The 22,222-nt window shown below is 68.5% G+C and carries 18 protein-coding genes; 12 read left to right on the top strand and 6 right to left on the bottom strand.

Features of this window, described 5'->3' with window-relative positions; genetic code table 11:
- Positions 1–163 precede the first annotated feature (163 nt).
- Positions 164–1,711, bottom strand: coding sequence for a helix-turn-helix domain-containing protein (locus HPO96_RS02960; RefSeq protein ID WP_171670764.1), 1,548 nt, complete (start codon positions 1,709–1,711; stop codon positions 164–166).
- Between the two features lie 90 nt (positions 1,712–1,801).
- Between HPO96_RS02960 and HPO96_RS02955 the strand changes: the two genes are divergently transcribed.
- Entirely contained in the window at positions 1,802–3,067 is a 1,266-nt protein-coding gene (locus HPO96_RS02955; protein ID WP_171670762.1) for an NAD(P)/FAD-dependent oxidoreductase, read from the top strand.
- 245 nt (positions 3,068–3,312) lie between these two features.
- Here the strand turns inward: HPO96_RS02955 and trxA are convergent, their stop codons facing one another.
- A complete protein-coding gene (gene trxA / locus HPO96_RS02950) occupies positions 3,313–3,702 on the bottom strand; it encodes a thioredoxin (RefSeq protein ID WP_171670761.1) in 390 nt (129 codons plus the stop codon).
- Between the two features lie 67 nt (positions 3,703–3,769).
- On the bottom strand, positions 3,770–4,645 hold the full coding sequence (locus HPO96_RS02945; protein WP_171670759.1) for an aldo/keto reductase: 876 nt from the start codon (positions 4,643–4,645) through the stop codon (positions 3,770–3,772).
- 632 nt (positions 4,646–5,277) lie between these two features.
- Here HPO96_RS02945 and HPO96_RS02940 point away from each other — a divergent pair.
- The 8 genes from HPO96_RS02940 to HPO96_RS02905 all read left to right on the top strand — a co-directional run bounded on the left by HPO96_RS02940 (position 5,278) and on the right by HPO96_RS02905 (position 15,204).
- A complete protein-coding gene (locus tag HPO96_RS02940) occupies positions 5,278–6,342 on the top strand; it encodes a conjugal transfer protein (RefSeq protein WP_171670757.1) in 1,065 nt (354 codons plus the stop codon).
- Positions 6,343–6,391: 49 nt separating this feature from the next.
- Positions 6,392–6,679 carry a hypothetical protein gene (locus HPO96_RS02935; protein WP_171670756.1) on the top strand — a complete coding sequence of 96 codons (288 nt, stop codon included), beginning with the start codon at positions 6,392–6,394 and terminating at the stop codon, positions 6,677–6,679.
- Entirely contained in the window at positions 6,679–7,251 is a 573-nt protein-coding gene (locus HPO96_RS02930) for a hypothetical protein (RefSeq protein WP_171670754.1), read from the top strand. Before HPO96_RS02935 ends, HPO96_RS02930 begins: the two co-directional genes overlap by 1 nt.
- A complete protein-coding gene (locus HPO96_RS38900; RefSeq protein ID WP_171670752.1) occupies positions 7,238–10,027 on the top strand; it encodes an ATP-binding protein in 2,790 nt (929 codons plus the stop codon). The genes HPO96_RS02930 and HPO96_RS38900 overlap by 14 nt, the downstream gene beginning before the upstream one ends.
- Positions 10,024–12,003 carry a TrbL/VirB6 family protein gene (locus HPO96_RS02920; RefSeq protein ID WP_171670751.1) on the top strand — a complete coding sequence of 660 codons (1,980 nt, stop codon included), beginning with the start codon at positions 10,024–10,026 and terminating at the stop codon, positions 12,001–12,003. Before HPO96_RS38900 ends, HPO96_RS02920 begins: the two co-directional genes overlap by 4 nt.
- Before the next feature lie 156 nt (positions 12,004–12,159).
- On the top strand, positions 12,160–12,939 hold the full coding sequence (locus HPO96_RS02915) for a hypothetical protein (protein WP_171670749.1): 780 nt from the start codon (positions 12,160–12,162) through the stop codon (positions 12,937–12,939).
- 15 nt (positions 12,940–12,954) lie between these two features.
- Positions 12,955–14,103 (top strand): VldE C-terminal domain-containing protein, encoded by a 1,149-nt coding sequence (locus HPO96_RS02910; protein ID WP_171670747.1) that lies wholly within the window; start codon positions 12,955–12,957, stop codon positions 14,101–14,103.
- 36 nt (positions 14,104–14,139) lie between these two features.
- The gene (locus HPO96_RS02905) at positions 14,140–15,204 is read left to right on the top strand and encodes a M48 family metalloprotease (RefSeq protein WP_171670746.1); all 1,065 of its coding nucleotides are present in this window, start codon (positions 14,140–14,142) and stop codon (positions 15,202–15,204) included.
- A gap of 83 nt (positions 15,205–15,287) precedes the next feature.
- Here the strand turns inward: HPO96_RS02905 and HPO96_RS02900 are convergent, their stop codons facing one another.
- From HPO96_RS02900 to HPO96_RS38895, 3 genes are all read right to left on the bottom strand, one after another.
- Positions 15,288–16,379, bottom strand: coding sequence for a winged helix DNA-binding domain-containing protein (locus HPO96_RS02900; RefSeq protein WP_171670743.1), 1,092 nt, complete (start codon positions 16,377–16,379; stop codon positions 15,288–15,290).
- Positions 16,380–16,424: 45 nt separating this feature from the next.
- Entirely contained in the window at positions 16,425–17,405 is a 981-nt protein-coding gene (locus HPO96_RS02895) for an SDR family oxidoreductase (RefSeq protein ID WP_184999622.1), read from the bottom strand.
- A gap of 155 nt (positions 17,406–17,560) precedes the next feature.
- Positions 17,561–18,997 carry a flavin-containing monooxygenase gene (locus HPO96_RS38895; RefSeq protein WP_171670741.1) on the bottom strand — a complete coding sequence of 479 codons (1,437 nt, stop codon included), beginning with the start codon at positions 18,995–18,997 and terminating at the stop codon, positions 17,561–17,563.
- A gap of 71 nt (positions 18,998–19,068) precedes the next feature.
- Here HPO96_RS38895 and HPO96_RS02885 point away from each other — a divergent pair, with 71 nt between their 5' ends.
- The 3 genes from HPO96_RS02885 (at position 19,069) to HPO96_RS02875 (ending at position 22,200) form a co-directional block, all read left to right on the top strand.
- Positions 19,069–19,656 (top strand): TetR/AcrR family transcriptional regulator, encoded by a 588-nt coding sequence (locus tag HPO96_RS02885; protein ID WP_171670740.1) that lies wholly within the window; start codon positions 19,069–19,071, stop codon positions 19,654–19,656.
- A 136-nt stretch (positions 19,657–19,792) separates the two neighbouring features.
- A complete protein-coding gene (locus HPO96_RS02880; protein ID WP_171670738.1) occupies positions 19,793–21,253 on the top strand; it encodes a M4 family metallopeptidase in 1,461 nt (486 codons plus the stop codon).
- Between the two features lie 41 nt (positions 21,254–21,294).
- Positions 21,295–22,200 (top strand): oxidoreductase, encoded by a 906-nt coding sequence (locus HPO96_RS02875; protein WP_171670736.1) that lies wholly within the window; start codon positions 21,295–21,297, stop codon positions 22,198–22,200.
- Positions 22,201–22,222 lie beyond the last annotated feature (22 nt).

Raw genomic sequence — 22,222 nt, 5'->3', positions numbered from 1 at the left:
TGAGCCCGAGCCTCCTGGTGAAAGGCTCGGACCCGGCCGCCGCTCCAGCCTCCTGGTGAAAGGCTGGATCAGCGACAAGGAAGACTCTGTCAGCCGCATGTTGCCCAACCATTGCCGGAACATGAAGCCTTGTTACACGGGCCTGTGGCGTAGCTCTCAGTGCTCAGTGACCGGTGCGCACGGTCGCGATCTGCAATTGCAATGCCAGTCGTTCGACTGGATCACTGAGATCGAGCTCGGCGATCTCGCCGATCCGCTTCATCCGGTGCCGCAAGGTGTTCGTGTGCAGATGCAGCTCCCGCGCTGCCCGCTGCGGCTGCCCCGGATGCTCCAGCCAGGACTGCAGGGTTTCGACGTACCCGGTGTCGTGCTCGATGTCGTGCCGCAGCAGTGTCGCCAGCGGACCGTCCATCTTGTTCACGTCCAACGACATCACTGCCCGGTGCACAGTCAGCACGTGCCAGGCCTGCTCGACGCGCAATGCGGGCCCCGGTGCGACGCCTCGGCGTACCAGCCCTAACAGCTCGACTGCCTCGGCCCGCGAGCTCGGCAGATCCGCCGGACCGCGCGCCGGGCCGCCCGCTGCGGCCACCGTGCCCGGTGCTGTCTTGCTTTGCTCGGCCACCAGCTTTGCCAACCACGTCCACGACCCTGGGCCTTCGGCGTCCGTGACGACAGCGAGCACTGTGCCGTCCAGGTCGGCCAGCTGTGGGTCGCTCCATCCGTGCCGTCGTCCGATCGACTCCCACAGGTCGAGCTGTTGCGGTACGTCGTACCCCTCAGGCGATCCGAGTGCGACCACGCGCCACGGCTGGGGCGGTAGACGCACGTCGACCGGGTTGTCCGGCGAGAACTGCCGTAGCAGCGTCCGCAGTCGATCGATCGCACTGCGCCGCGCTACATCGGCCTGCGCGCGCAGCCGCAGCATGTGCAACGCCAGTACGGACGCCGCGTTGCTGAGCTCCGCAGTGACCTCATCACTCACCGGACCATCGACAACCGCCCAGATCGACCCCAGCCACTCACCACCAGCCCGCACCGGTACGACGAGCCGCGGCCTGATCCCGTTCGGCCCGTCCGGCACCAGAAACGGCTCACTGGACCGAGCCAGCCGCCGAAAGATCCCCCGGGCCCGGAAGTGCGCAATCACCTCAGCCGGCACCCGTCGACCGACGATGGTCGACACCCGCGTCGGGTCGGTGAAGTCCTGATTGGAGGAGTACGCCAGTACGCGGGACTGGTTGTCCTCAATCGTCACCGGAGCGTCGACAATCGCCGCAGCCGCGTCAGCCAGCGCAAACAGGTCCTGATGGACGCCGGCGTCTCCAGCAACCGGGGAGTCCGGCGCGGCAGCCCGGTCGATGACACCGCGCAGCAGCCAGACCACATGCGCCCACGTCACGCTCGGCTGCAGCGCGATCAACGTCAGCAGCCACCGCTCGGCTGCGGCGATCACAGTCGGCTCCTGAGCGACCGACGTCCGCAGTACGACGCCGGACGCGTTGCCGGCCGCGCAGCGCTCGACCAGCTCCACCGCCTCCTCGGCGTCCCGCAGGCCGAGCCCCAGCACCAGATCGCCGGGCTGACCGGTTGCAGGCTCCTGCGGATCGGCCAGAAAGACGTCCCGGACTTCTGCGTCGCCTTTACCCGGCGCGACCACGTCGAAGAGCGCAGGGCCGACAGCAGTGACCAGGTCAGGCGCGGTGATCATGAAGTTATTGTGCGCTGAGCACAGTCATTTGTCCCGCGAATGGTGTGATCGCACCATGACAGCCGTCTGCAGCGGGCGCACCATCGATACATGGTCGCTGCTGGTTCCACTCATATCGTTCCCGACCGCGTCGCCGTCGTCGGCGCGGGCATGGTTGGTCTGGCCACCGCTTGGTTCCTTCAGGAGGCGGGCGTCGAGGTCACCGTGCTCGACCGCGAAGGCGTCGCCGCAGGCGCGTCCTGGGGTAACGCCGGCTGGCTGACGCCCGGCCTGGCCACTCCGCTGCCGGAGCCGGCCGTCCTGAAGTACGGCGTCCGCGCGGTGCTGAGCCCGTCCTCGCCGGTGTACGTGCCGCCGAGCGCGAGCCCGCGGCTGCTCAACTTCCTGACCCGGTTCGCCCGGAACAGCACGGCCGGCCGCTGGAAGACCGCGATGGAGTCGCTGGTCCCGATCAACCGGCAGGCGCTGCCCGCGTTCGACTTCCTGGCCAAGGCCGGGGTCGAGGCCCAGACGTACGAGGCCAAGTCGTTCCTGGCGGCGTACCGGACGGAGGCCGAGCGCAGCGTCCTGCTCGAGGAGATCGAGCACATCCACGCCGCCGGCCAGGGCATCGAGTTCGAGGCGATCACCGGTGACGACGCCCGCGAGATCGAGCCGTCGCTTTCCGACGAGATCGGCGCCGCGATCCGCCTGCACGGCCAGCGCTTCATCAACCCGGGCGAGTACGTCGAGCTGCTCGCCGACTCGGTCCGCGCCCGCGGCGGCCAGATCATCAGCGGCGTGATCGTGAAGGACATCATCGACGAGATCCGCGGCGTCCGGCTGATCACCGGCGACGGCGAGACGGACCCGTTCGACGCGGTCGTGATGGCCACCGGCGCCTGGCTGACCGACCTGGCCAAGGACTTCGGCGTCAAGACCGTCGTCCAGGCCGGCCGCGGCTACAGCTTCAGCGTCCCGATCGCGCACGTCCCGGCCGGGCCGGTCTACTTCCCGGCCCAGCGGGTCGCCTGTACGCCCCTCGGCGACCGGCTGCGGGTCGCGGGGATGATGGAGTTCCGCAAACCCGAGGCGAAACTGGACCCGCGCCGGATCGACGCGATCGTGGCGGCGGCCCGTCCGCTGCTCCGCGACGCCGACCTGGACGCCCGTACGTTCGAGTGGGTCGGCCCGCGGCCCTGCACCCCTGACGGTCTCCCGATCATCGGGGCCACCGCCTCGCCGCGCGTCTTCGCGGCCGGCGGGCACGGGATGTGGGGGATAACGCTGGGTCCGATCACCGGCCAGCTGCTGGCCGAAGCCATCACCACCGGACGTACCCCGAGGGAGCTCGCGCCGTTTGACCCGCTGCGCTGAGCCCCGCGGAGGGACCGGCGTCGACCGGTCCCTCACGGGGTGCTGACCACGCCTCTGACGGCACAGGTGAACCCTTCCGGACGGCAGCCTCACCCGCCCGGCAACCACCAGGCTCACCCGCGCCGCTCCGGTCAGCGCCCCCGGAGCGGGCCCTGGAAGTCGATCTCCTGCCCAGGGCCCGCTCCCGATCAACGAACGAAGCCCCGGACTCCTGTCGGAGGAGCCCGGGGCTTCGTTCGTACGGATCAGTGCGTGTGCGGCTCGCTGCCGTGCTCGGCCTCGTGCGCGGCGATCTGCGCGCGCACCTCGTCCATGTCGACCGCCCGCAGCTGGGTGATCAGATCCTCCAGCGCGGCCGCCGGGAGCGCGCCCGGCTGCGAGTACAGGACGACGCCGTCGCGGACGGCCATCAGGGTCGGGATCGACCGGATCTCGAAGGCCTGGGCCAGCTCGACCTGCGCCTCGGTGTCCACCTTGGCGAACCGGATGTCCTCATGGGTCTCCGAGGACTTCTCGAACACCGGGCCGAACATCTTGCACGGGCCACACCACTCCGCCCAGAAGTCGACCAGGACGAGGCCTTCGCCACCGACGACCGCGTCGAAGTTCTCCTGGGACAGCTCGACCGTTGCCACTACGACCTCCGAAGTTAGACGACTACAGGTCCTACAACACCGAACCGCCCCCGAGTGTTCCCGGCGCTCAGATCGGCATGTCCACGAACGGGGAAGCGTAGTCCCGGACCTCCTGGAGGATCGACGCGGCGTCGTCGGCCGACAGCTCCGCCCGCTCCCGCTCGGCGATGATCATCTGCTTCAGCAGCCGCGTCTCGCCGGCCGTCGCCAGCCCGGTGATCTCCGGGTGCCCGTTCAGCAGCCAGGCCGTCGCCGCGGTGATGTAGCGCTGCTCGTCGAACGGCCGGTACCAGGTGTCGTACGTCTTCTCCTCGCCGTCCCGCCAGCCGCGCCGGGCGATCATCTTGATCGTCATCAGGGCGGCGTCCGAGGCCTGGACGGCGGCGACCAGCTCGGCGTAGTCGGCGGCGTACTGCGGATCGGTCGACAGGTGGTAGTTCAGCGGGGTGAGCACGGAGTCGAAGTCGAACCGGCGCAGGCCCTCCCGGTGCACGGACGGCGCCTGCGCGGTGTGACCGGTGATCCCGATCGCGCTGACCAGACCCTCCTCCTTGGCCCGGACGGCGGCCTCCAGCGAACCGCCCTTGCCGGTCACCAGGTCGAGGTTCTCCAGATCGCAGACGGCGTGCATCTGGATCAGGTCGATGTGGTCGGTGCGCATCCGCTCCAGCGAACGATTGATCTCGGCCCAGGCCTCGGCGTACGTCCGCCGCCCGGTCTTGGTGGCGAGGAAGATCCGGTCCCGGATCTCGGGCATCCGCGGGCCCAGCCGGAGCTCGGCGTCGCCGTAGTCGGCCGCGACGTCGAAGTGGTTGAAACCGGCGTCCAGGGCCTCCTGGATCGAGGCGTCGGCGCGATCCTGGTCGACGCCGCCCAGCGACGCGGCGCCGAAGATCAGTACCGAGGACTGGTGGCCGAGCCGGCCCAGTCGGCGAGTTTCCATCCGGGTCCTCCAGGGGTAGCAGGGGTACTGCGACCCTATGCCCGGACAAACCGGTTTTGACCCCTCGCCACGGGAGAGTTTTCCACAGGGGAGTCCGCGGATCGGTTACTATGCGTGATCAGTTGGTGCGTTCTTTTACCATGTTGTTCGCACGGGTTTTCGAACCTGTCGGCGGCGTGTGGCATGGTGTGCGCTGCCCGATCGACAAGGTGGGGATGAGAGAGGAGCTATGGCGACGGTACCGAAGGTGTCACGCTTGGCGTTTCAGGGTGACACTGCCCGCGAGCGGGGTAACAGTATGGCTGCGGGGAGCGATGGAACATCCGGATCCTGGTCCCAGGGCTCCCGATGGACAGTTGCTTGCCGTATCCTCCCGGCTACTGTCCGCGTAACTGCTGTCTGAGGGGCGGGTAGGTATGAGTTGGTGGCGAACTTTGCTGAATCTGCCGCCAAAAGGTGAGCATTGGGCAGACCAGCGGCGGCCGAAGAAGGCCGGTCGCGGGCGCCCGCAGAGCACCGCACCGGAGTGGTGGCAACACCCCGACGGCCCGGTGTCACCCACCCCTCGCCAGGCACAGGGCGTAGCCGCGCAGTATTCCGCGCCGCCCGGCCCACCGCCCGCCGGTGGAGTGATGGCTCCGCCTCGGCGTCCGGGTGCTCCGCAGCCGGGGCCGGGTCAGACCGGTCCGGCGCCGGCCGGTCCGCCGCCCGAGCAGCGTACGGGGCAACGTCCGCCCGAGCGGCTGCGGCAGCGGTCGCCGCACGGCGCCCATGCGGCTCCCGGTCCGGTGCGCGAGGTGCTGGAGCCCGGTCAGGCCCCGTGGTCGACCGAGCCCGAGTCCTCGTTCTCGACCTGGGCGCGGCGGTTCTTCCGCGGTCTGGTGGTCGCTGTGCTGCTGCTCGCGGCCATCAGCGGTATCCGCTCCTGGATCAGCCCGAACCGCACGCCGGAGACCGTCGTCACCGGGCAGAACAGCTTCCCCGCCGACGAGTCGCGCGCGATCGCGACGCGGTACGCGATCTCCTACCTGACCTGGGACGAGCAGACCCCGGATGCGCGCGCCGCGCAGGTCCGGCTCGACCTCGCCGCCGGCCTCGACACCCGCGCGGGGTGGAACGGCCGCGGCAAGCAGGCGGCGATGATCGCGTACCCGGGTGAGGTCAAGATCGATCCGGGCGGTGTCGCCGCGGTCGTCGACGTCCGCGTGCGCGTGCAGACCTACTTCCTGAAGGGCCGGGTCTGGACGCCGGGCGCCAGTTCCTGGCAGCGGCTGTCGGTCCCGGTCGCGCGGACGGCGGCTCGCGTGGTGGCCAGCGGCGCGCCGACCTTCGTCCCGGACGGTCCCGCCCCCCTCCCGGAGAACCTGCCCGAGTCCGGCGTACCGGATGACGATCTGACGGCTGCAACGCTCAAGGACGCGGAGGCGTTCTTCAGTGCGTACGCCGAGTCCGACAACAAGGTGGCCGCGGTGACGGCGCCGGGTGCGACGATCCGCAGTCTGGGCGGCGCGGTCAAGCTCGAGAAGCTGAAGGACTGGCAGGTCTACACGGGTAACGACGACGAGCGCCGGGCGACCGCCGCCGTCACCTGGGACGGCGCGGGGGACACCGCGCTGGACCAGACGTACACGCTCACGTTGCGGCGTACTGTCGCCACCGACGGAGCACAACGATGGCAAGTGGCCGCCGTCGGATGACATCAGCGACTGGCCGTCGGATCACCGAGGCACCAAGGGAGACACCGCAATGACGACGCACGAACTGGCTGTGAGCGTGGTTCAGCTCGCCGCGCCGCTGGCCGACAGCAACGTCCCGACGGGCGCGGATTTCAAGGACTGGGTCCTGGTCATCGCGGGGAACATCTTCATCGCCATCCTCGTGCTGCGGGCGATCGGCCACTACTTCAAGCGCGAGTGGGGCGAGCTGTTCGGCCACATCGCGGCCGGGGTGCTGGTCGGCGGGCTGATCTACGCCAACAACCAGACCATCAACGTGCTCAAGGGCTTCTGGGGATTGCTCTCCGGGGGTAATTGATGCGTGTCGGCCGGACCCTTACCCACCACTTCGAGATCGAGACCCGGCAGTACGACCTGCTCGGCATCGACCTCGGAGAAGGCGCGCGGCGGCGGATGATCATCTTCGGCGCGGTGATCATCCTGCTCTGGATCGCGTTGCTGTTCCCGTTCATCGGCGTCCCGCAGAAGGGCACCGTGAGTCTGTACGTCGTACCGCCGTTCGTGATCACCGCGTTCGGCTGGCGGCCGGGCAAGTTCCACGAACGCCGCCGCCGCGTGACCGAGTGGGCGCTCGCCGTCCGTTACGCGTTGCGCGCGCATCGGCCGATCATCGGGCTCGGCGCCCGGGCCGCCGACAAGACGGAGTACCTGCCCTGGCGGGAGCGCGTCGCGACCCAGAAGGTGGCCAACCTGGCGAAGGCCAGAGTGACCCCGGAGTGGGAGCGCGAGGCCGTGGTAGAGCTGGATCCGATGGTCCGCGCCGGCGCGGACATCACGGTGAACCAGCGCGCCCGGCTGCTGGGAGCGGACCACGTACGCCGGATCTCCGGCAAGAACTCATCCGGAAGAGGCAGGCATGAAGATCGCTGACAAGCTCCTCAACCTGGTGGGAGTCGGCCGCGAACGCGGCCTGCCGCCGCCACGCCTGGTCGCGATCGCCGATGGCCTCCTGGTCACCGAGCGCAGCGCCGAGGCGTGGTTCCTGATCTCGGTCGCCAACACCGACCTGGCCACCGAAGCCGAGCAGGACGCTGCGCTGGATGCCGCGGTCAGTGCCGCCGCGACCATCCTGGGCGACCGGCTCAGCCACCTCAAGGTGGTCTGGGGCCGCTCCACCGGCCAGGACTACATCGACTCGGTCGCCGGCCACTACCGGCTCGGCGACCACGAGGCCTGGGCGCAGACCCGGGCCGACCGGATCGACGAGATGCGGATGCCCGAGCGGTACGTCGCGCTCGGCGTCCACCTCAGCGACCGCGACCCGCGCGCCACCGCGCAGGTCCGCGGCTCGATCAGCGACGCGCTGGGGACGACGTCCTGGCGGGTCAGCGCGCGCGAGCTCGCCCACCTGGACGAGCGGGTCCGCAAACTCGGCCGCCAGCTCGGATCGACCGTCTGGCGGGCGCACACCGCGCCGGCCGAGGTGATCTCCTGGCTGATCAGCCGCGAGATGCACCGCGGCGCCGTCGCGGCTCCGCGCCGCGGCCTGATCACCGGCGCCTCGCTGGCCCGGCTGACGTCGGGCCGCGTCGTCCCGTACACCGATCACCTGCGGATCTACGACTCGCGCGGCCAGATCGCGGCGTACACCTCGGTGCTCGCGATGACGGACTTCCCCGAGGAGCTCGAGACCCCGGGCGCGGGGGAGTGGCTGCGGACGCTGTCCGAGATCAAGGCCATCGACGACGACGGCGACGAGATCGACGTCACTGTCGAGGCGTCGGTGCGGTTCCGGGTGCTGACCAAGAAGACCGCGCGCCACCTGGTCGACGAGACCCGGAAGAGCGCGAAGGAGCAGCGGCGGTCGGCCGCCAAGGGCACCGCCGAGGAGACCGCCGACGAGATCGTCGAGACCGAGCGGGTGATGCGCGAGGTCAAACGCGATATCAACCGCAGCGGCCTGACCCTGGTCGAGGACCACCCGCGCCTGCTCGTCAGCGCGGACACCCGCGAAGACCTCGAGGCCTACGTCGACGCCGTCATCGCCCACTACGCCGACCGCGGTATCACCGTCGCGACCGGCGCCGACGAGCAGCGCGACCTCTGGCTCGAATCCCTGCCCGGCGACCAGCTGCGGGTGCCCGACCTCGGCCACGTCCGCGAGTCGACGGCGTTCTTCGGCTCCTGGTTCTGGGGCGGCGCCTCGATCGGCGACGCCACCGGCCCCGCCATCGGCTACCTGACCGGCTCGACCCCCGGCCTGGTCCGCTTCGACGCCGCCGCCGGTTCGGCCCTCGGCGACGCGACCACGACGCTCTTCCTCGGCCGCTCCGGCCGCGGTAAGACGACCGCGGCGATGCTCGGCGGCCTCGACTCCGCCTTCGCCGGTGCCTGGGTCCCCCTGCTCGACCTGAAGGGCGACGCCGCCGGCGTCTCCGCAGTCGCCGCCGAGTACGGCGTACCGACCGCAGTCATCGAGATCACCGCCCAGTTCTCCGGCGCCGCCGACCTGCTCCGCGTCCTCCCCGTCGACGACGCCCTGCTCCAAGCGCCGTCCCAGCTGATGCTCCTGCTGCCCCCGCACCTGCGCGGCGCCGCCGAAGCCCCAGTGGTCGCCGCCACCCGCGCCGAGATCCAGTCGCCGGATCCGTCCTCCTGGGGCGTCATCCAGCGTCTGTGCAACTCTGAAGAGGAGACCGTCCGCACCGTCGGCTTCGCGCTCCGCGACCTCGTCGAGACCGGCCTCGGCTCCGTAGTGGCCGGCCCGCCCTCGGGCCTCTCCTCCCTCACGACCAACCCAGGCCTCTGGGTGGTCCAAATGCCCGGCCTCACCCTGCCCTCACCCGAATCGGCCCCAGAATCCTGGTCCCCGATCGAGCGCGTCGGCATGGCCTGCCTCCGCGGCTGCCTGGCCTGGATGATCCGCACCACCGGACGCCGCGAATTCCGCGGCCGCTCCAAGGTCGTCATCGTCCCCGAGGTCCACCTCCTGACCAAGACCCCCGACGGCGCCTCCTTCCTCGACTACATCGCCCGCGTAGGCCGAGCCCTCGGCGCCTCCCTGGTCCTCGACACCCAAGACCCGGCCTCCATCCTCAAACTCCCCGGCCTGGTCGAGCAGATCACCACCCTCTTCGCCTTCAGCCTCCGCTCCAAAGAACAGGTCGACTCCCTCCTCGAACTCCTCGGCCGCCCCCAAACCGCCCCCTACCAAACCCTCGTCCGAGGCATCAACACCGCCGCCAACGGCAAATCCATCCGCCACGGCCACTGCATCATGCGCGACCGCTGGGACGAAGTAGCCACCGTCCAGATCGACATCCCCTCCCAGCGCGTAGCCGCCCTCCTCCGCACCACCCCCGAATCCGAACACGCCCCCACCACCACCCCCGCCCTCCCACCCCCCACCCCCGCCGACCCCTTCACCGACCAAGACCCCGAAGACCTGATCCCCCCCGCCGCCACCGCCCAATCCCAAGCCCACACCACCACCCCACCCCCCACCACCCCCCAACCAGACACCCTCCAACACCCCGTCCCCCCACCCGCACCCCCCAACGGCACCCCCATAACCCGCCACGAATCCCCCATCGGCCCCGACGAGGTCTACGACCAAGAAGCCGACCACCCCGCCTACAACGAAGCCATGCACACCCCCACCCCACCCCCCGACGACCGCCCCTCCAAAAAGGAGCACGTCGCATGAAATGGCAGCGCCGGGCCCGCGCGGCGCTGACCGTCCTGGTCATCTGGACCATCGTCAGCAGCCAAATAGCCCTGGCCGCCGACCCCGACCAGGGCCCCACCAACCCCACCGGCTTCGCCGACCTCCTCCCCACCCCCGACCTAACCCACGGCGACACCCGAACCCTCTTCGAGCAATACAGCCCGATGGACTACGGGCTCGACTTCGATACGGGCTTGTCGAACACGTTCAACATGATCTTCAACGGTTACGCGTCGATCGTCATGATGTACGTCCTGGCGATCACCCGCGCGGCGATCTCGGTCGGTTGGTGGCTGTTCTCCTTCACGGATGTCAAGCCGCTGACTGATGCCACCTCGGCGACGATCGGCGCGACAGGGACTCAGCTGGCCGGTTGGTTGTTGCCTTCGGCACTCGCTTTTGGTGCTGTTGTCGCGTACACACAGCGCCGCGCTACGGGGAGCGCGATGGGGCAGCTCGTCTGGGTCTTCGTCGCGGGTCTGCTCAGCGTCAGTTTCGCGGTCGCCCCGGCGACCTGGTTGCGTGGGGTCGACGGTGCGCGTCAGCTCGGAGCCGGGGCCGTCATGACGGCTTCGTCAGATGCGTTGGGCCCCACAAGCCAGAGCCCGATTCCCTGGCCTGAGCCGGGGTTCACAGGCACTCCACGCGACACCTTGCTGCGTAAGTCGGCAGACGCGAGTTGGCGGGGCTTCGCGGTAACGCCTTGGTGCATTGCGGAGTTCGGATCGATCTCGGCCTGCGAGCGATATGGCAAGGGCATGCTGACCGCGGGTGTCAGCCATGACGCGAGGAACGACTACGTCGACAGAGTCATCGCGCCCGCCGAGGGCGGAAACGACTCTCCGACCGTTCAATGGATCAAGGGTGAGAATCCCTTCGGGCGGGTCGCGGTCGTCATGATCGCAGCCATCGTTGCCACGTTGTTCGGATTCCTGAACATCGGCTTGGCGTTCACTGCGCTGATGGCGTTTATCGGGGCATTGTTATTGTTGGTCGTGGGGGTGTTCTTCGCCTGTTTGTGGATCATTCCGGGTCGTCCACGACAGTGGGGGATGAACTGGTTCGAGGCGCTGGTGGGGCTGGTGCTTCAGTCGTTCCTGGCGATGCTCGTGTTCGGCACCGCGCTGACGCTCGTGACCGCCGTGTTCACCTTGTCGGGACCACTCGGCTGGCTTCCGGTGACCGGGCTGGCGATCGTGGTGCTGCTCGTCGGGTTCAGGCTTCGGCGATTGCTGGACAACCTCACGACGATGATGCGGCCAGGCTCTGGCAGCATCATGCTCGGAGGGATGGCGCGTCGCGGCGCGACGACCGCAATCAGGCGACTCGCCGGCATGCTGGGAAGCCGCGGAACCTCACCACAACCTGCGGAGCGCACGCGGGACCGCAGGAGCGGTGCCGAGTCCGCCCCGCAGCGCGTGTCGTCGGTTCGGGTGTATCGGCAGGCTCCGGTTGTCGGGTCCTTGGGGCGCGGTTCCGGGAGTTCGCCGTACGAGCTGACCAGTGGCGCCGGGCGACGCGGCGATGGCACGGCAGGCGGTGGGCAGGATGGCCCAGGGGCGGGCGGACGCCTTGCGGCAGCCGCGGCGCCAGGCGCGCCGACGTCTGCGCTGAATCTTGCCCGTTCCCGCAATCAGAACAAGTCCGAAGGCAGACGAACCATCTCCGTCACGACCGCGGGCGTCGCATCAACAGGAGCGGCCTCTTCGTCCGGCGGTTCGCGTAGCTCGGCCGATGCGCCAAAGGCTCGCCATTCGCGGCGGTCGGTCTCCGCTCCGGCCAGCGAGAGCAGGTTCGAGCCTCGTATCCACTCGTCGTCGGCGAGCCTTCGTGAAGGCCCGCCCAAGGCGCAGCGCGTGCGGCGAAAGTCACCTGGCTCACAGCAGCGGACATTCCGCGAGTACTCGGCTGTGACCAAGGACGGCGTGACCGTGCACGTTCCGACGCGCAGGTGATGCCGGATGGCCCGCAGACCACGTTCACCCCGGGACCGTCGCGAGGGCGGTTCAACTCCCCGGCACCGTAGCGACGTTCCGGACCGCTACGGCGCTGACGAGGAGTCCTACTCCGGGCGCCGTCGTCCGGAGGCTCCGGACGGCTGGCGTTCGTTGATGAGCTCCGACTACGACTACCCGGATGAGCTCGATGAACTCACCGGTCGTGAGCGCCGGCGGGCCAAACGGAACTGGCGCCGGGACGATCATGCGCAGCGAATGGCTTGGCTGCGCAATCAGCGCCAAGCTGAGCCCACCAGTCCGGCGATCATCGTCGGCCTGGTGGTCGTTGTCGCGATCGTCGTCCTCGGACTCGGTGGCGGTCTGCCACGCCTGTTCGGCGGAAACAGTTCCGACGACGGCGGTCCGGTCAGCCTCCTGACGCCGGGGCGATCGGTGGTCCTTCCCACCGAGCCGTCGGACGGCGGTCAGCCGACCAGTTCGGCGACCACGACGCAGGTCACACCGCCTCCACCGCAGACACAGCGGCCGTCGGGTACATCCCTGGCACAGGCGAACGAGATCGTAAGTGCCTGGGCGAAGGCGTTCTACACGCGCGACCCCGGTGCCGAAACTTACGCGGCGCTGGTCGCGCGGTGCACGAAGTACATGACTCCGGACGTCGCCTCGAGCTTCAGCTCGGCCGGTGACCCGACCTACGACGCGCTGAAGAACGACAGCGGCAAATCGACGGTGCTTGCCGCACCGGTAACGACGCCGCCGCCCACTGCGGACGCGCCGGTCGACACCCCGGAGCGGATCACCCGATTCGTCAAGGTCACGATCAACCTCACCGGAAAGCGGCCACAGAGGTTCGACGTCCCGCTGCTGGTCACCGTGAGCAGCCAAGACAATCAATGGCTCATCAGCGACGTGTCCGGCGGGACCGGGCCATGACGACGGGAGGCCACGATGTTCGACGAGCGTGATCTCGGGCGCGGGCTCTTGTCGTTCGGGAGCCGGGGCCTTGCTGCGAAGGCGGCAGTTGCCTTGGCCATGATCGGCGTGGCGAGTTTGCTGATCCTCGCGCCGTTCGGAGGTGGCACCACGTCTCAGGCCGCATGTCTGCCGGGCCTTCCGGGCCAAGGTGGGGATGTGCGGCCGAAGGGGCCGTTGCGGCAGGTGCAGGTCGGGTTCGCTCAGCTGATCGACCAGATCGCGCGGGATCGGGGCCTGCCGGGTAAGGCGACGCTGATCGCGATCATGACCGGCCTGGTCGAATCAGAGTTGCAGAACCTGGACTATGGGCATGCCGACTCGCTCGGGATCTTTCAGCAGCGGCACCTCGCGGGCTGGGGAGAGCCCGACCAGATCAGAGACCCTGTGTACGCCATCAACGCATTCTTCGGTGGTGACGATCCGCCGTCCCCGCCGGGTCTGGTCGACATCAACGGGTGGCCGTCGATGGCGCTCGGCGACGCCGCGCAGAAGGTACAGGTGTCAGCATTCCCGGACCGGTACGCACAGCGCGAGAGCGAAGCGCGCGACATTGCCACTGAGGCAGGCATCGATCTCACCCGGCCTGGAAACCCTTACGCCGGCCGCTCAGGCGCACCGACGGCCGGCTCGGGTGACGGCGTACTCGACAGCGACGACGACTGCGGCGGCGGCGAAGGCGGCCTGACCAGCGGCCAGCCGGTGAACGGCGTCTGGCCGCCCGAGCGTCAAAGCGTCACCGACCCGACCGGCACCGGCGGCCTCGTCACACCGCGCACCGCCAACTGGGTCGCCGAAGCCCGCAAGAACCTCGGCACCCTCAGCATGAGCTGCTGGGACGCCCACCTCTGGAACCCCGCCAGCGACCACCCCCGCGGCAAAGCCTGCGACATCATGGTCGGCGCCGACTCCAGACGCTCAGCCCCCGCCAAAGCCCGCGGCGACCAGATCGCCAACTGGGCCATCACCACCGCCGGCACAACCGGCGTCCGCTACGTCATCTGGTACGGCAAGATCTGGTCCTCCCGCCGCGGGACCTGGATCCCCTACAACGGCGGCGGCGTCTACGTCCCCACCGACGCAACCGGCGGCCACTACGACCACGTCCACGTGTCGATGTGGTAGCCATGTACCACCGCTCGACTACAGGAGGAACACCTCATGATCGGCCCCGGTGAGCCTGACAACCAGCCTGGCGCTGAGGAGCCGAACACAGCATGGGGAGCGATTCCCCCTGGTCAGCCGGGACCGCCGAATGTCCGTCCCCAACAGCCGTGGGGTCAGGTTCCAATCCCCTTTGGGCAGCAGAACGACGGTCAGGCTCCGCGGCAGCGGTTGCCCGAACCCTCCGCCTGGACTGCCTTGCTCTCTGCCGTTCCATGGTTTTTCTGGAGCCTGGTACTCGTCGTTTGGGTCGCTAATGCCGTCGGATTTCCGCGCGGCTGGATCGTCGTCGGCCTGTGGATCTTGTCGGCGGGGTTGATCTTTCTACCCGCGACCGAGGACCTGCTCGCGAGATATCTCTTCCGGCTGCGGAGACCGACTCAAGTGGAGATGCAGCGCTTGGGCCCGCCTTGGCAACAACTGCTGCATCGAGCGGCAACGCCAGAGGGCCGGTTTGTGTTGTGGATCCAGGAATCTGACGAAGTCAACGCGAGCCCGACGCCTGGACATACCGTTGCCGTGACGAGATGGGCGCTGTACACACTGCCGCCTCAACACCTCGAGGCCGCGCTGGCGCACGAGCTGAGTCACCACCTCGGTGGACGCGCCTGGTTGAGCCTCATCAATTTCTGGTACTCGATACCGGCTCGCGGGGGTCTGATCGTTGTTCGGGCAATCGCGGGACTGATGCGGCGAGTCCCGGCACTCGGATGTGCGGTAGTAGGTTTCCTGGTACTTGCCTACGCCGGCATCGCCCTGGTGGTGTTCACGTTCGACCACGGCTATATTTGGCCGTTTATCTATCTGACGCCGTTCGTCGCCCCTCCCTTGCTGGCCTTGCTGAGCCGTTGGCAGGTGAAAGAAGCCGACCGGAAGGCGGCGTTGCTCGGCTACGGGCCGCACTTGGTACAGGCCCTCTATGGCTGGCAGATGCAGCACCAGGATTCGATGGGTCGTGAGACCAGCCGCCGCGCTCAAGTCATGTCGAGCACGCCATCGCTGATAGAACGCGTCCACACGATCGAACGGGCCGGCGGCGTCCCACCACAGACCTGGAGCTAAATCTTCAATCGACAAGTCTTTGTCGGCTTGAACATATCTATGCAAGTTCTGCGGCCCGTCCCTCTTGGGGCGGGCTTTGGGGTTTAGGGGGTGAGGATTTCGATCTCGTGGGTGGCGGTGGGGTTGGTGAAGGTTAGGAGGGTTTGGGCTTCGGTGGTTAGGGGGGAGTGGGTTTTTTTGGGGAGGGGGGTTAGGGGGGTTATTTGGAGGTGGGTTTGGGTTTTGGTGTTTTTGGTGAGGCGGTAGGTGGCGGCTACTTGGCCGTTGTGGAGGATGGTGCCGGAGGAGAAGAGGGATTGGAGGCGTTTGGGGGTGGGGGTGAAGCGGGAGCGGTCGGCGTGGGAGATGAGGAGGTTGTCGTATTCGGGGAGGAAGCGGATGGGGGGGTCGGTGTCTTCGGCGGGGAGGGTGAGGTGGGGGAGGTCGTAGAGGGTGCGGTTGGTTTCGGCGTCGGTGTAGGTGCGGAGGTCGAGGCGGTCGAAGATTTCGGAGAGGTGGGTCAGGCCGGACCAGGTCTGGGCGTCCATGACGGAGGCGGGGCCGTAGGCGGCGAGGTAGCGGAGGACCAGGGAGTCGGGGTCGGGGTTGGGGTCGAGGGGGGCGTGCAGCCAGAGTTCGGGGAGGGACATGGCGGGGTTGCCGCCTTTGCCCCAGATGCCGCGGGGTGGCGTCTGGATGGTGGGGAGGAGGCAGCGGACGGCGTGGGCCAGGGCGGCCGGGTCGCGGTCGGGCCAGAGCGGGCCGAGGTGTTCGCGGAGCTGGACGGCGGTGGCGGGGCTCTCGGTGATGCGGTCGATGCCGGCTTGCAGGACGGCGGGCATGTCGAGGCCTTCGAGGCGGTGCCGGCCGAAGGTCATGTTCTGGAAGACCTCGCGGTCCAGGCGAGGCTGGATGAGCGGGCGGAACGCGAGGAAGTCGCGGCCTGACATCAGGTGGATGGTGGCGCGCATCATCGAGCCGCGGATCGCCTGGCGGGATTCGAGCAGGTCGACGAGTTCGTCCTGGTGGAAGTCCTTGAGCCGCGTCCAGAGGCCGACGTACGGCGCCAGCGGCTGCTGGGCCTGCATGCCGACGAGGTGCTCGATCGCTTCGTACGCGGTCGCGTCGCGGCGCTCGAGGAGCCACTGACGCTGGAGGGTGGCGCGGTTCTGGGCCTGCAGGCTCAACTTCGACATGGCAGATCTTCTCCCGGCGATCGGTTCATTCGCCAGGAAATCAGGTCAGTGTCGCGATGTGCTGAAGGTGCTGACACGCTCTGTGTACGACGCGCGTGCGGCCGGGTCGGCGTACAGGCCGCGGTCGTCGCCGGCGAGGCGGCGGGCGTGGGCCATGACGGTGCTCGGGACGAGGCCGTCGAGGAGTTTCCAGCCGCCCAGCCAGCGGGGGACGGCGAGCTCGGGCTGGCGGGTGCGGCAGGTGCGCAGTACGGCGGCTGCGACGTCTTCGGGGTCGACGGTGGGGAGGATGCCGCCTAGGCGGACGCCGGATGACAGTGAGGTGCGGACGGCGGAGGGGAGGACGGCGCTCGCGGTCACCCCGGTGCCGTGCAGTTCGCGGCGGACGGCGGCGGTGAGGCCGACTGCGGCGTACTTCGAGGCGTTGTAGACGGCCATGCCGGGGAAGGGGATCTTGCCGGCCATGGAGGCGATGTTGACGATGTGGCCGTGGCGGTTGGCGAGCATACCGGGGAGAACGAGGCGCATGCCGTGGATGAGGCCCCACACGTTGACGTCGAGGGTCGCGCGGCTGATCGCGTCGTCCTCGTCGAGGAAGCTGCCGAGGGGCATTACGCCGGCGTTGTTCACCAGTACGTCGATGCGGCCGTGCTGGTCGAGTACGTCGTCCACGAACTGCTTGAACGAGTCGCGCGAGGTGACGTCGAGCTGGCGGACGGCGGGGGTGGGTCGGGTTTGTTGTTGACCGGCGTGGGCTTCGGCGGTGGTCGCGTTGCCGTCGCCGGAGTTGGAGGGGGTCGGGTGGGTGTTGAGCGAGGGGTGGGCTGGGGGTTGGTGGGTGTTTGAGCGGGCCTGGGCGGTGGAGGTGGGGTTCGGGGCGGTGGGGGCTGCGCTGGGGGTGGGGTCGAGGTCGGCGGGGTGGACGGTGGCGCCGGCGGTGGTGAAGGCGGCGGCGGTGGCTTGGCCGATGCCGCGGGCGGCGCCGGTGACGATGACGACCGCGCCGGTCAGGTCGAGGGGTTTCATGAGGTTACCTCCGGGGGCCTGTGGTGGTTGGGGTGGTTGTGGACCGGCGGGGGCTTTGGTGGTGGTCGGGTGGGCGGCGCCGGGTGTGTGAGGTGCGGAGGAGTCGACTGGGTGGGCGCGAGGTGCTTCGGGAGTGGGGTTGGGGAGGTTTGGGGTTAGGAGGGTGGGGTGGGGGTGATTTTGTAGTGGGTGGGGGTGAAGGTGGTTAGGGTGCGGCGGAGGGTGGGGGTGGAGTGGGGGTAGTTGAAGGAGTTTTGGCCGGTGGGGTCGTGGTAGTAGCTGGTGCAGTTGCCGGTTTCGTAGACGGTGGTGCGGAGGGCGGCTCGGGTGGTGGTGACGAAGTGGGCTTGGGGTTCGGGGCGGACTTCCAGGATTGAGTCGGGGTGCGAAGTCAGGGCGGTGAGGATGTGGGCCAGTTGGGCTTCGAGGATGGTGAAGGCGGAGGTGTGGCCGGTGCCCAGGTTGGGGCCCAGGAGGTTGTAGAGGTTGGGGTAGCCGGTGACGGTGGTGCCGAGGTAGGCCTGGGGGGAGCCTTGCCAGGTTTCGGCGAGGGAGGTGCCGGCGTGGTTGTGGATGAGGCCGGCGATGGGGAGGTCGAGGATCTTGAAGCCGGTGCCGAAGATGACGGCGTCGGCTTCGATCTTGGTGCCGTCGGCGCCGATCACGGCGGAGCCGTCGAAGGCGGCGACGGCGGTGGGGTGGACGGCGACGTTCGGGGCGGCCAGGGCGGGGTAGTAGGTGTTCGACATCAGGATGCGTTTGCAGCCGAGGGTGTACGCTGGGGTCAGCACCGACCGTAAAGTTGCCGAGGGCACCGATCGTCGGAGGTGCAGGCGGCCGGCGGCTTCGACCACGCGCATCAGGCGCGGATGACGGAAGCCCAGGCCGAGCAGCTCCATTCCGAGGTACTCCGCGCCCCGGAGCAGCCGCTGCGCGATCGGGAAGCGCCGAAACAACCATCGCTCCAAGTGCGGGACGTAATGGTCCGGCTTCGGCAGCACCCACTGCGCAGTCCGCTGAAAGACGTGCAATGAATCGACCACCGGCTGCAGCTCCGGAATGAACTGCACCGCCGAAGCGCCCGTCCCGATCACGGCGACCCGCTTGCCGGCCAGGGAAACCGAATGGTCCCACCGCGACGAATGAAAGACCGGCCCGTCGAACGACCCCGGGATCGCCGGCATCAGCGGCTCGTGCCAGGGTCCGGTCGCCGTGATGAGCACCCGCGTCTCCAGCGGCCCGTCAGACGTCTCCAGCACCCACGAGGAGCCGGACCAGTCCGCCCGCAGCAGTTCGACCCCGAACCGCAGATGCGGGTCGACGCCGTACGCCGACGCCGTGTCGGCCAGGTACTGCCGGATCTCCTCCTGCCCGGCGAACGCCCGTGTCCACGACGGGTTCGGCGCGAACGAGTACGAGTACAGCGCCGACGGCACGTCGCACGCACACCCCGGATAGGTGTTGTCGCGCCATGTCCCGCCCAACGACTGCGACTTCTCCAGTACGGCGAAATCCGTGATACCCGCCTGGCGCAACCGGATCGCCGCGCCGAGTCCCGACGCACCCGCGCCGATGATCACCACATCCATCATCAGAATCACCTCCAGAAACCGACGGTATCTGAATACCCAGGGAATGCCAATGCCTCGCTAGAGTGCGGTCCATGGCGAGGATGACCCGCGCGGAGAGCCAGGCGCAGACCCGCGAGACGCTGGTCGCGACGGCGGCCGACCTGTTCCTGAAGGACGGGTATGCCGCCACGTCGCTGGAGAAGGTGGCCGACGAGGCCGGCTTCTCCAAGGGCGCCGTCTACTCGAACTTCCGGAACAAGGACGAGCTGTGCCTGGCCGTCGTCGACGCGATCCGCGCCGATCAGGCCCAGAAGCTGGCCAGGGCGCTCGAAAACCGAACCACCCTCGAAGAGATGCTCGCCGGGTTCGAGCGGTGGGCGGAGGCGACGATCGGCGACGTCGGCTGGACAACGTTCGAGGTGGAGTTCTCGGTCCGGTCCCGGCAGGACGAGAGCATCAGAGTGGCGGTCGCGGAGCGGAACCTCGCGATTCGGGAAGCGGTGACCCTGCTCCTCGACGAGCATGCGCGCGCGTTCGGCATCACGCTGCCGATGCCCGCCGCGGACTGCGCGACCGCGCTGCTCAGCCTCGGCGTCGGGCTCGGCGTCCAGCGCGCGATCGACCCGCAGGTCGGCGTCGCGGTGCTACCGAGCGTGATCCGGCTGCTGGCCGGCGGCTAGCAAGGATTTCCCTTGCCGCCCGGAAATGGCCGGACGTTCTGCTTCCCACCGGGTACCGAACCGAACTAAGGTCTCGACGGATCGTAGTGGTTGCGTCACGCAACCCGAACGAATCGCCGACTGTGGGAGGGAACGTATGTCGAAACGCCGCAAGGCGATCGTGGCCGTCACCGCCGGGCTGGCCACCATCTCACTCGGGCTGTCCTTCACGAGCGCTGCGGGGGCAGCGCCGGAGGCCGCGACCAGCCTGGGTGACCTGAAGCTGATCAAGACCAAGACGTCGCTGCTCGGCAAGCACTACTGGTACCAGCAGACCTTCAAGGGCCTGCCGGTGATCAACGGGTACTACGCGAAACACGAGTCCAAGGCCGGCGTGCAGATCGCCGACGGCCGCGACGCCGTCCCCGCGAACCTGGACGTCTCGGCTGCTCTGCCCGCCGCCGGCGCGACCACCAAGGCGAACGACGCGATCAACGCGCGCCGCGCCCGGGCCCGGATCGCCGGCACCGAGAAGGAGGCCGAGCGGATCCCGGCCGCGACCCAGGGCACCGCGCAGCTCGCGGTCGTCGGCGGGCCGAACGCGCGCCTGGTCTGGGCGGTCACCAGCCGCTCCGCCGAGGGCGCCAGCCGCTCGCTGGTGGACGCCGACAGCGGCGCCGTCGTCGAGTCGAAGGTGATCACCGATCACGCCACCGGCCGCGGCTCGGTCTTCGACCCGAACCCGGTGGTCAGCGAGCAGAACGAGCAGCTGACCGACAACAACGACAAGAACAGCGACGAGTTGTTCCTGGCGCAGAAGAACGTGCTGCTGCGCAACCTCGACGGCTCCGGCAAGCTCAACGGCACCTACGTCAACATCAAGGAAGCCAAGGGCGGCGTCGCCGAGAACAAGAACAACAACTTCGTCTACCAGCGCCAGAACGACAAGTTCGAGCAGGTGATGGCGTACTACCACGTCAATCAGACGCAGGAGTACATCCACCAGCTGGGCTTCACCGAGGTGAACAACGAGTCCCAGGACTTCGCGATCAACACCTTCGCCGGGGACAACTCGTTCTACGACCCGTCGATCGACAAGATCACCATGGGCGAGGGCGGGGTGGACGACGGCGAGGACGCCGAGGTCATCTGGCACGAGTACGGTCACGCGATCCAGGACGACGTCGTCCCCGGGTACGGCGAGTCCCTGCAGGCGGGCGCGATCGGCGAGGGCTTCGGCGACTACTGGGCCGTCACGATGTCCGTCCCGGTCAGCAACGGTTTCGAGCTGCCCTGCGTGATGGACTGGGACGCCACGTCGTACACCTCCACCGAGCCGCACTGCCTGCGCCGCACCGACACCGGTAAGACGACCGACGACATCGTCGGCCAGGTGCACGACGACGGTGAGATCTGGTCGAACGCGCTGTGGGACATTCACAACGCGCTCGGTCGGGACAAGGCCAACAAGGTGATCCTCGAAGGCCAGTTCTTCTACGCGCCGGACACGTCGTTCGCCGACGCGGCCCGCGTCACCGTCCAGGCGGCCCGGCTGCTCTACGGCAAGCCGACCGCACAGCAGGTGACCGACGCCTTCAAGGCCCGCAAGATCCTCTGAGCGTGACCACTCCAGGTCATGCACCCGCTACGGTGGGCCGCATGACCTGGAGTACCGCCGACATCCCAGACCTGACCGGACGACGTGCGCTGGTCACCGGCGCGACCAGCGGCCTCGGCTACGAGACGGCCAAGGTCCTGCTGGAGCGGAACGCCGAAGTCGTGCTGGCCGCCCGCAACCCGCAGAAGACCGCTGAAGCCGCAGTCAGCCTGACCAAGGCGACCGGCAAGGTGCCGCGGACGGTAGAGCTCGATCTGGCCGATCTGGCCAGTGTCGAGCGGGCGGCGTCCGAATTGGCGCAGAACTACGACGGCCTGGACATCCTGGTCAACAACGCCGGTGTGATGGCGACGCCGTACCGGCAGACCATCGACGGGTTCGAGCTGCAGATCGGCACCAACCATCTCGGCCACTTCGCGCTGACCGGCCGGCTGATGCCGCTGCTCGCCAACGGCCGTGTGGTCACGGTCAGCTCGTTCATGCACAAGTCGGCGATGGGCCTCCAGCAGGCCGACCTTCGCCAGCCCGCGGCCAACTATTCGAAGTGGCCGCAGTACAGCAAGTCCAAGCTCGCGAACATCCTCTTCATGCTCGAGCTCGGACGCCGCGTCCCACAGATCCTCAGCGTCGGCGCGCACCCCGGCTACGCCTCGACCCATCTCCAGGCCGCCGGTCCCGAGCTCGCCGGGCAGCGCCTGCAGGCCAAGCTCTGGGCCGGGATGAACCTCTTCGCCCAGTCCGCCGCGGCCGGCGCATGGCCCAGCCTGTACGCCGCGACCCAGCCCGGCCTGCAGCCGGGCGCCTACGTCGGCCCGAGCTTCTTCGAGTACCGCGGGACGCCGAAACTCGTGCACCCGACCCGCCTGGCGCAGGATCCGGCCCTCGCCGAACGCCTCTGGTCCTGGTCGGTCGAGGCCACCGGCATCGATCCGGCTTTGGTGGGCTGACCCAGAAGCCGGCTGGGCTGGC

Origin of the sequence: Kribbella sandramycini, from assembly GCF_013131805.1 — a bacterium.
GTDB lineage: Bacteria > Actinomycetota > Actinomycetes > Propionibacteriales > Kribbellaceae > Kribbella > Kribbella sandramycini.
This window is presented reverse-complemented; position numbering and strand designations above follow the sequence as displayed.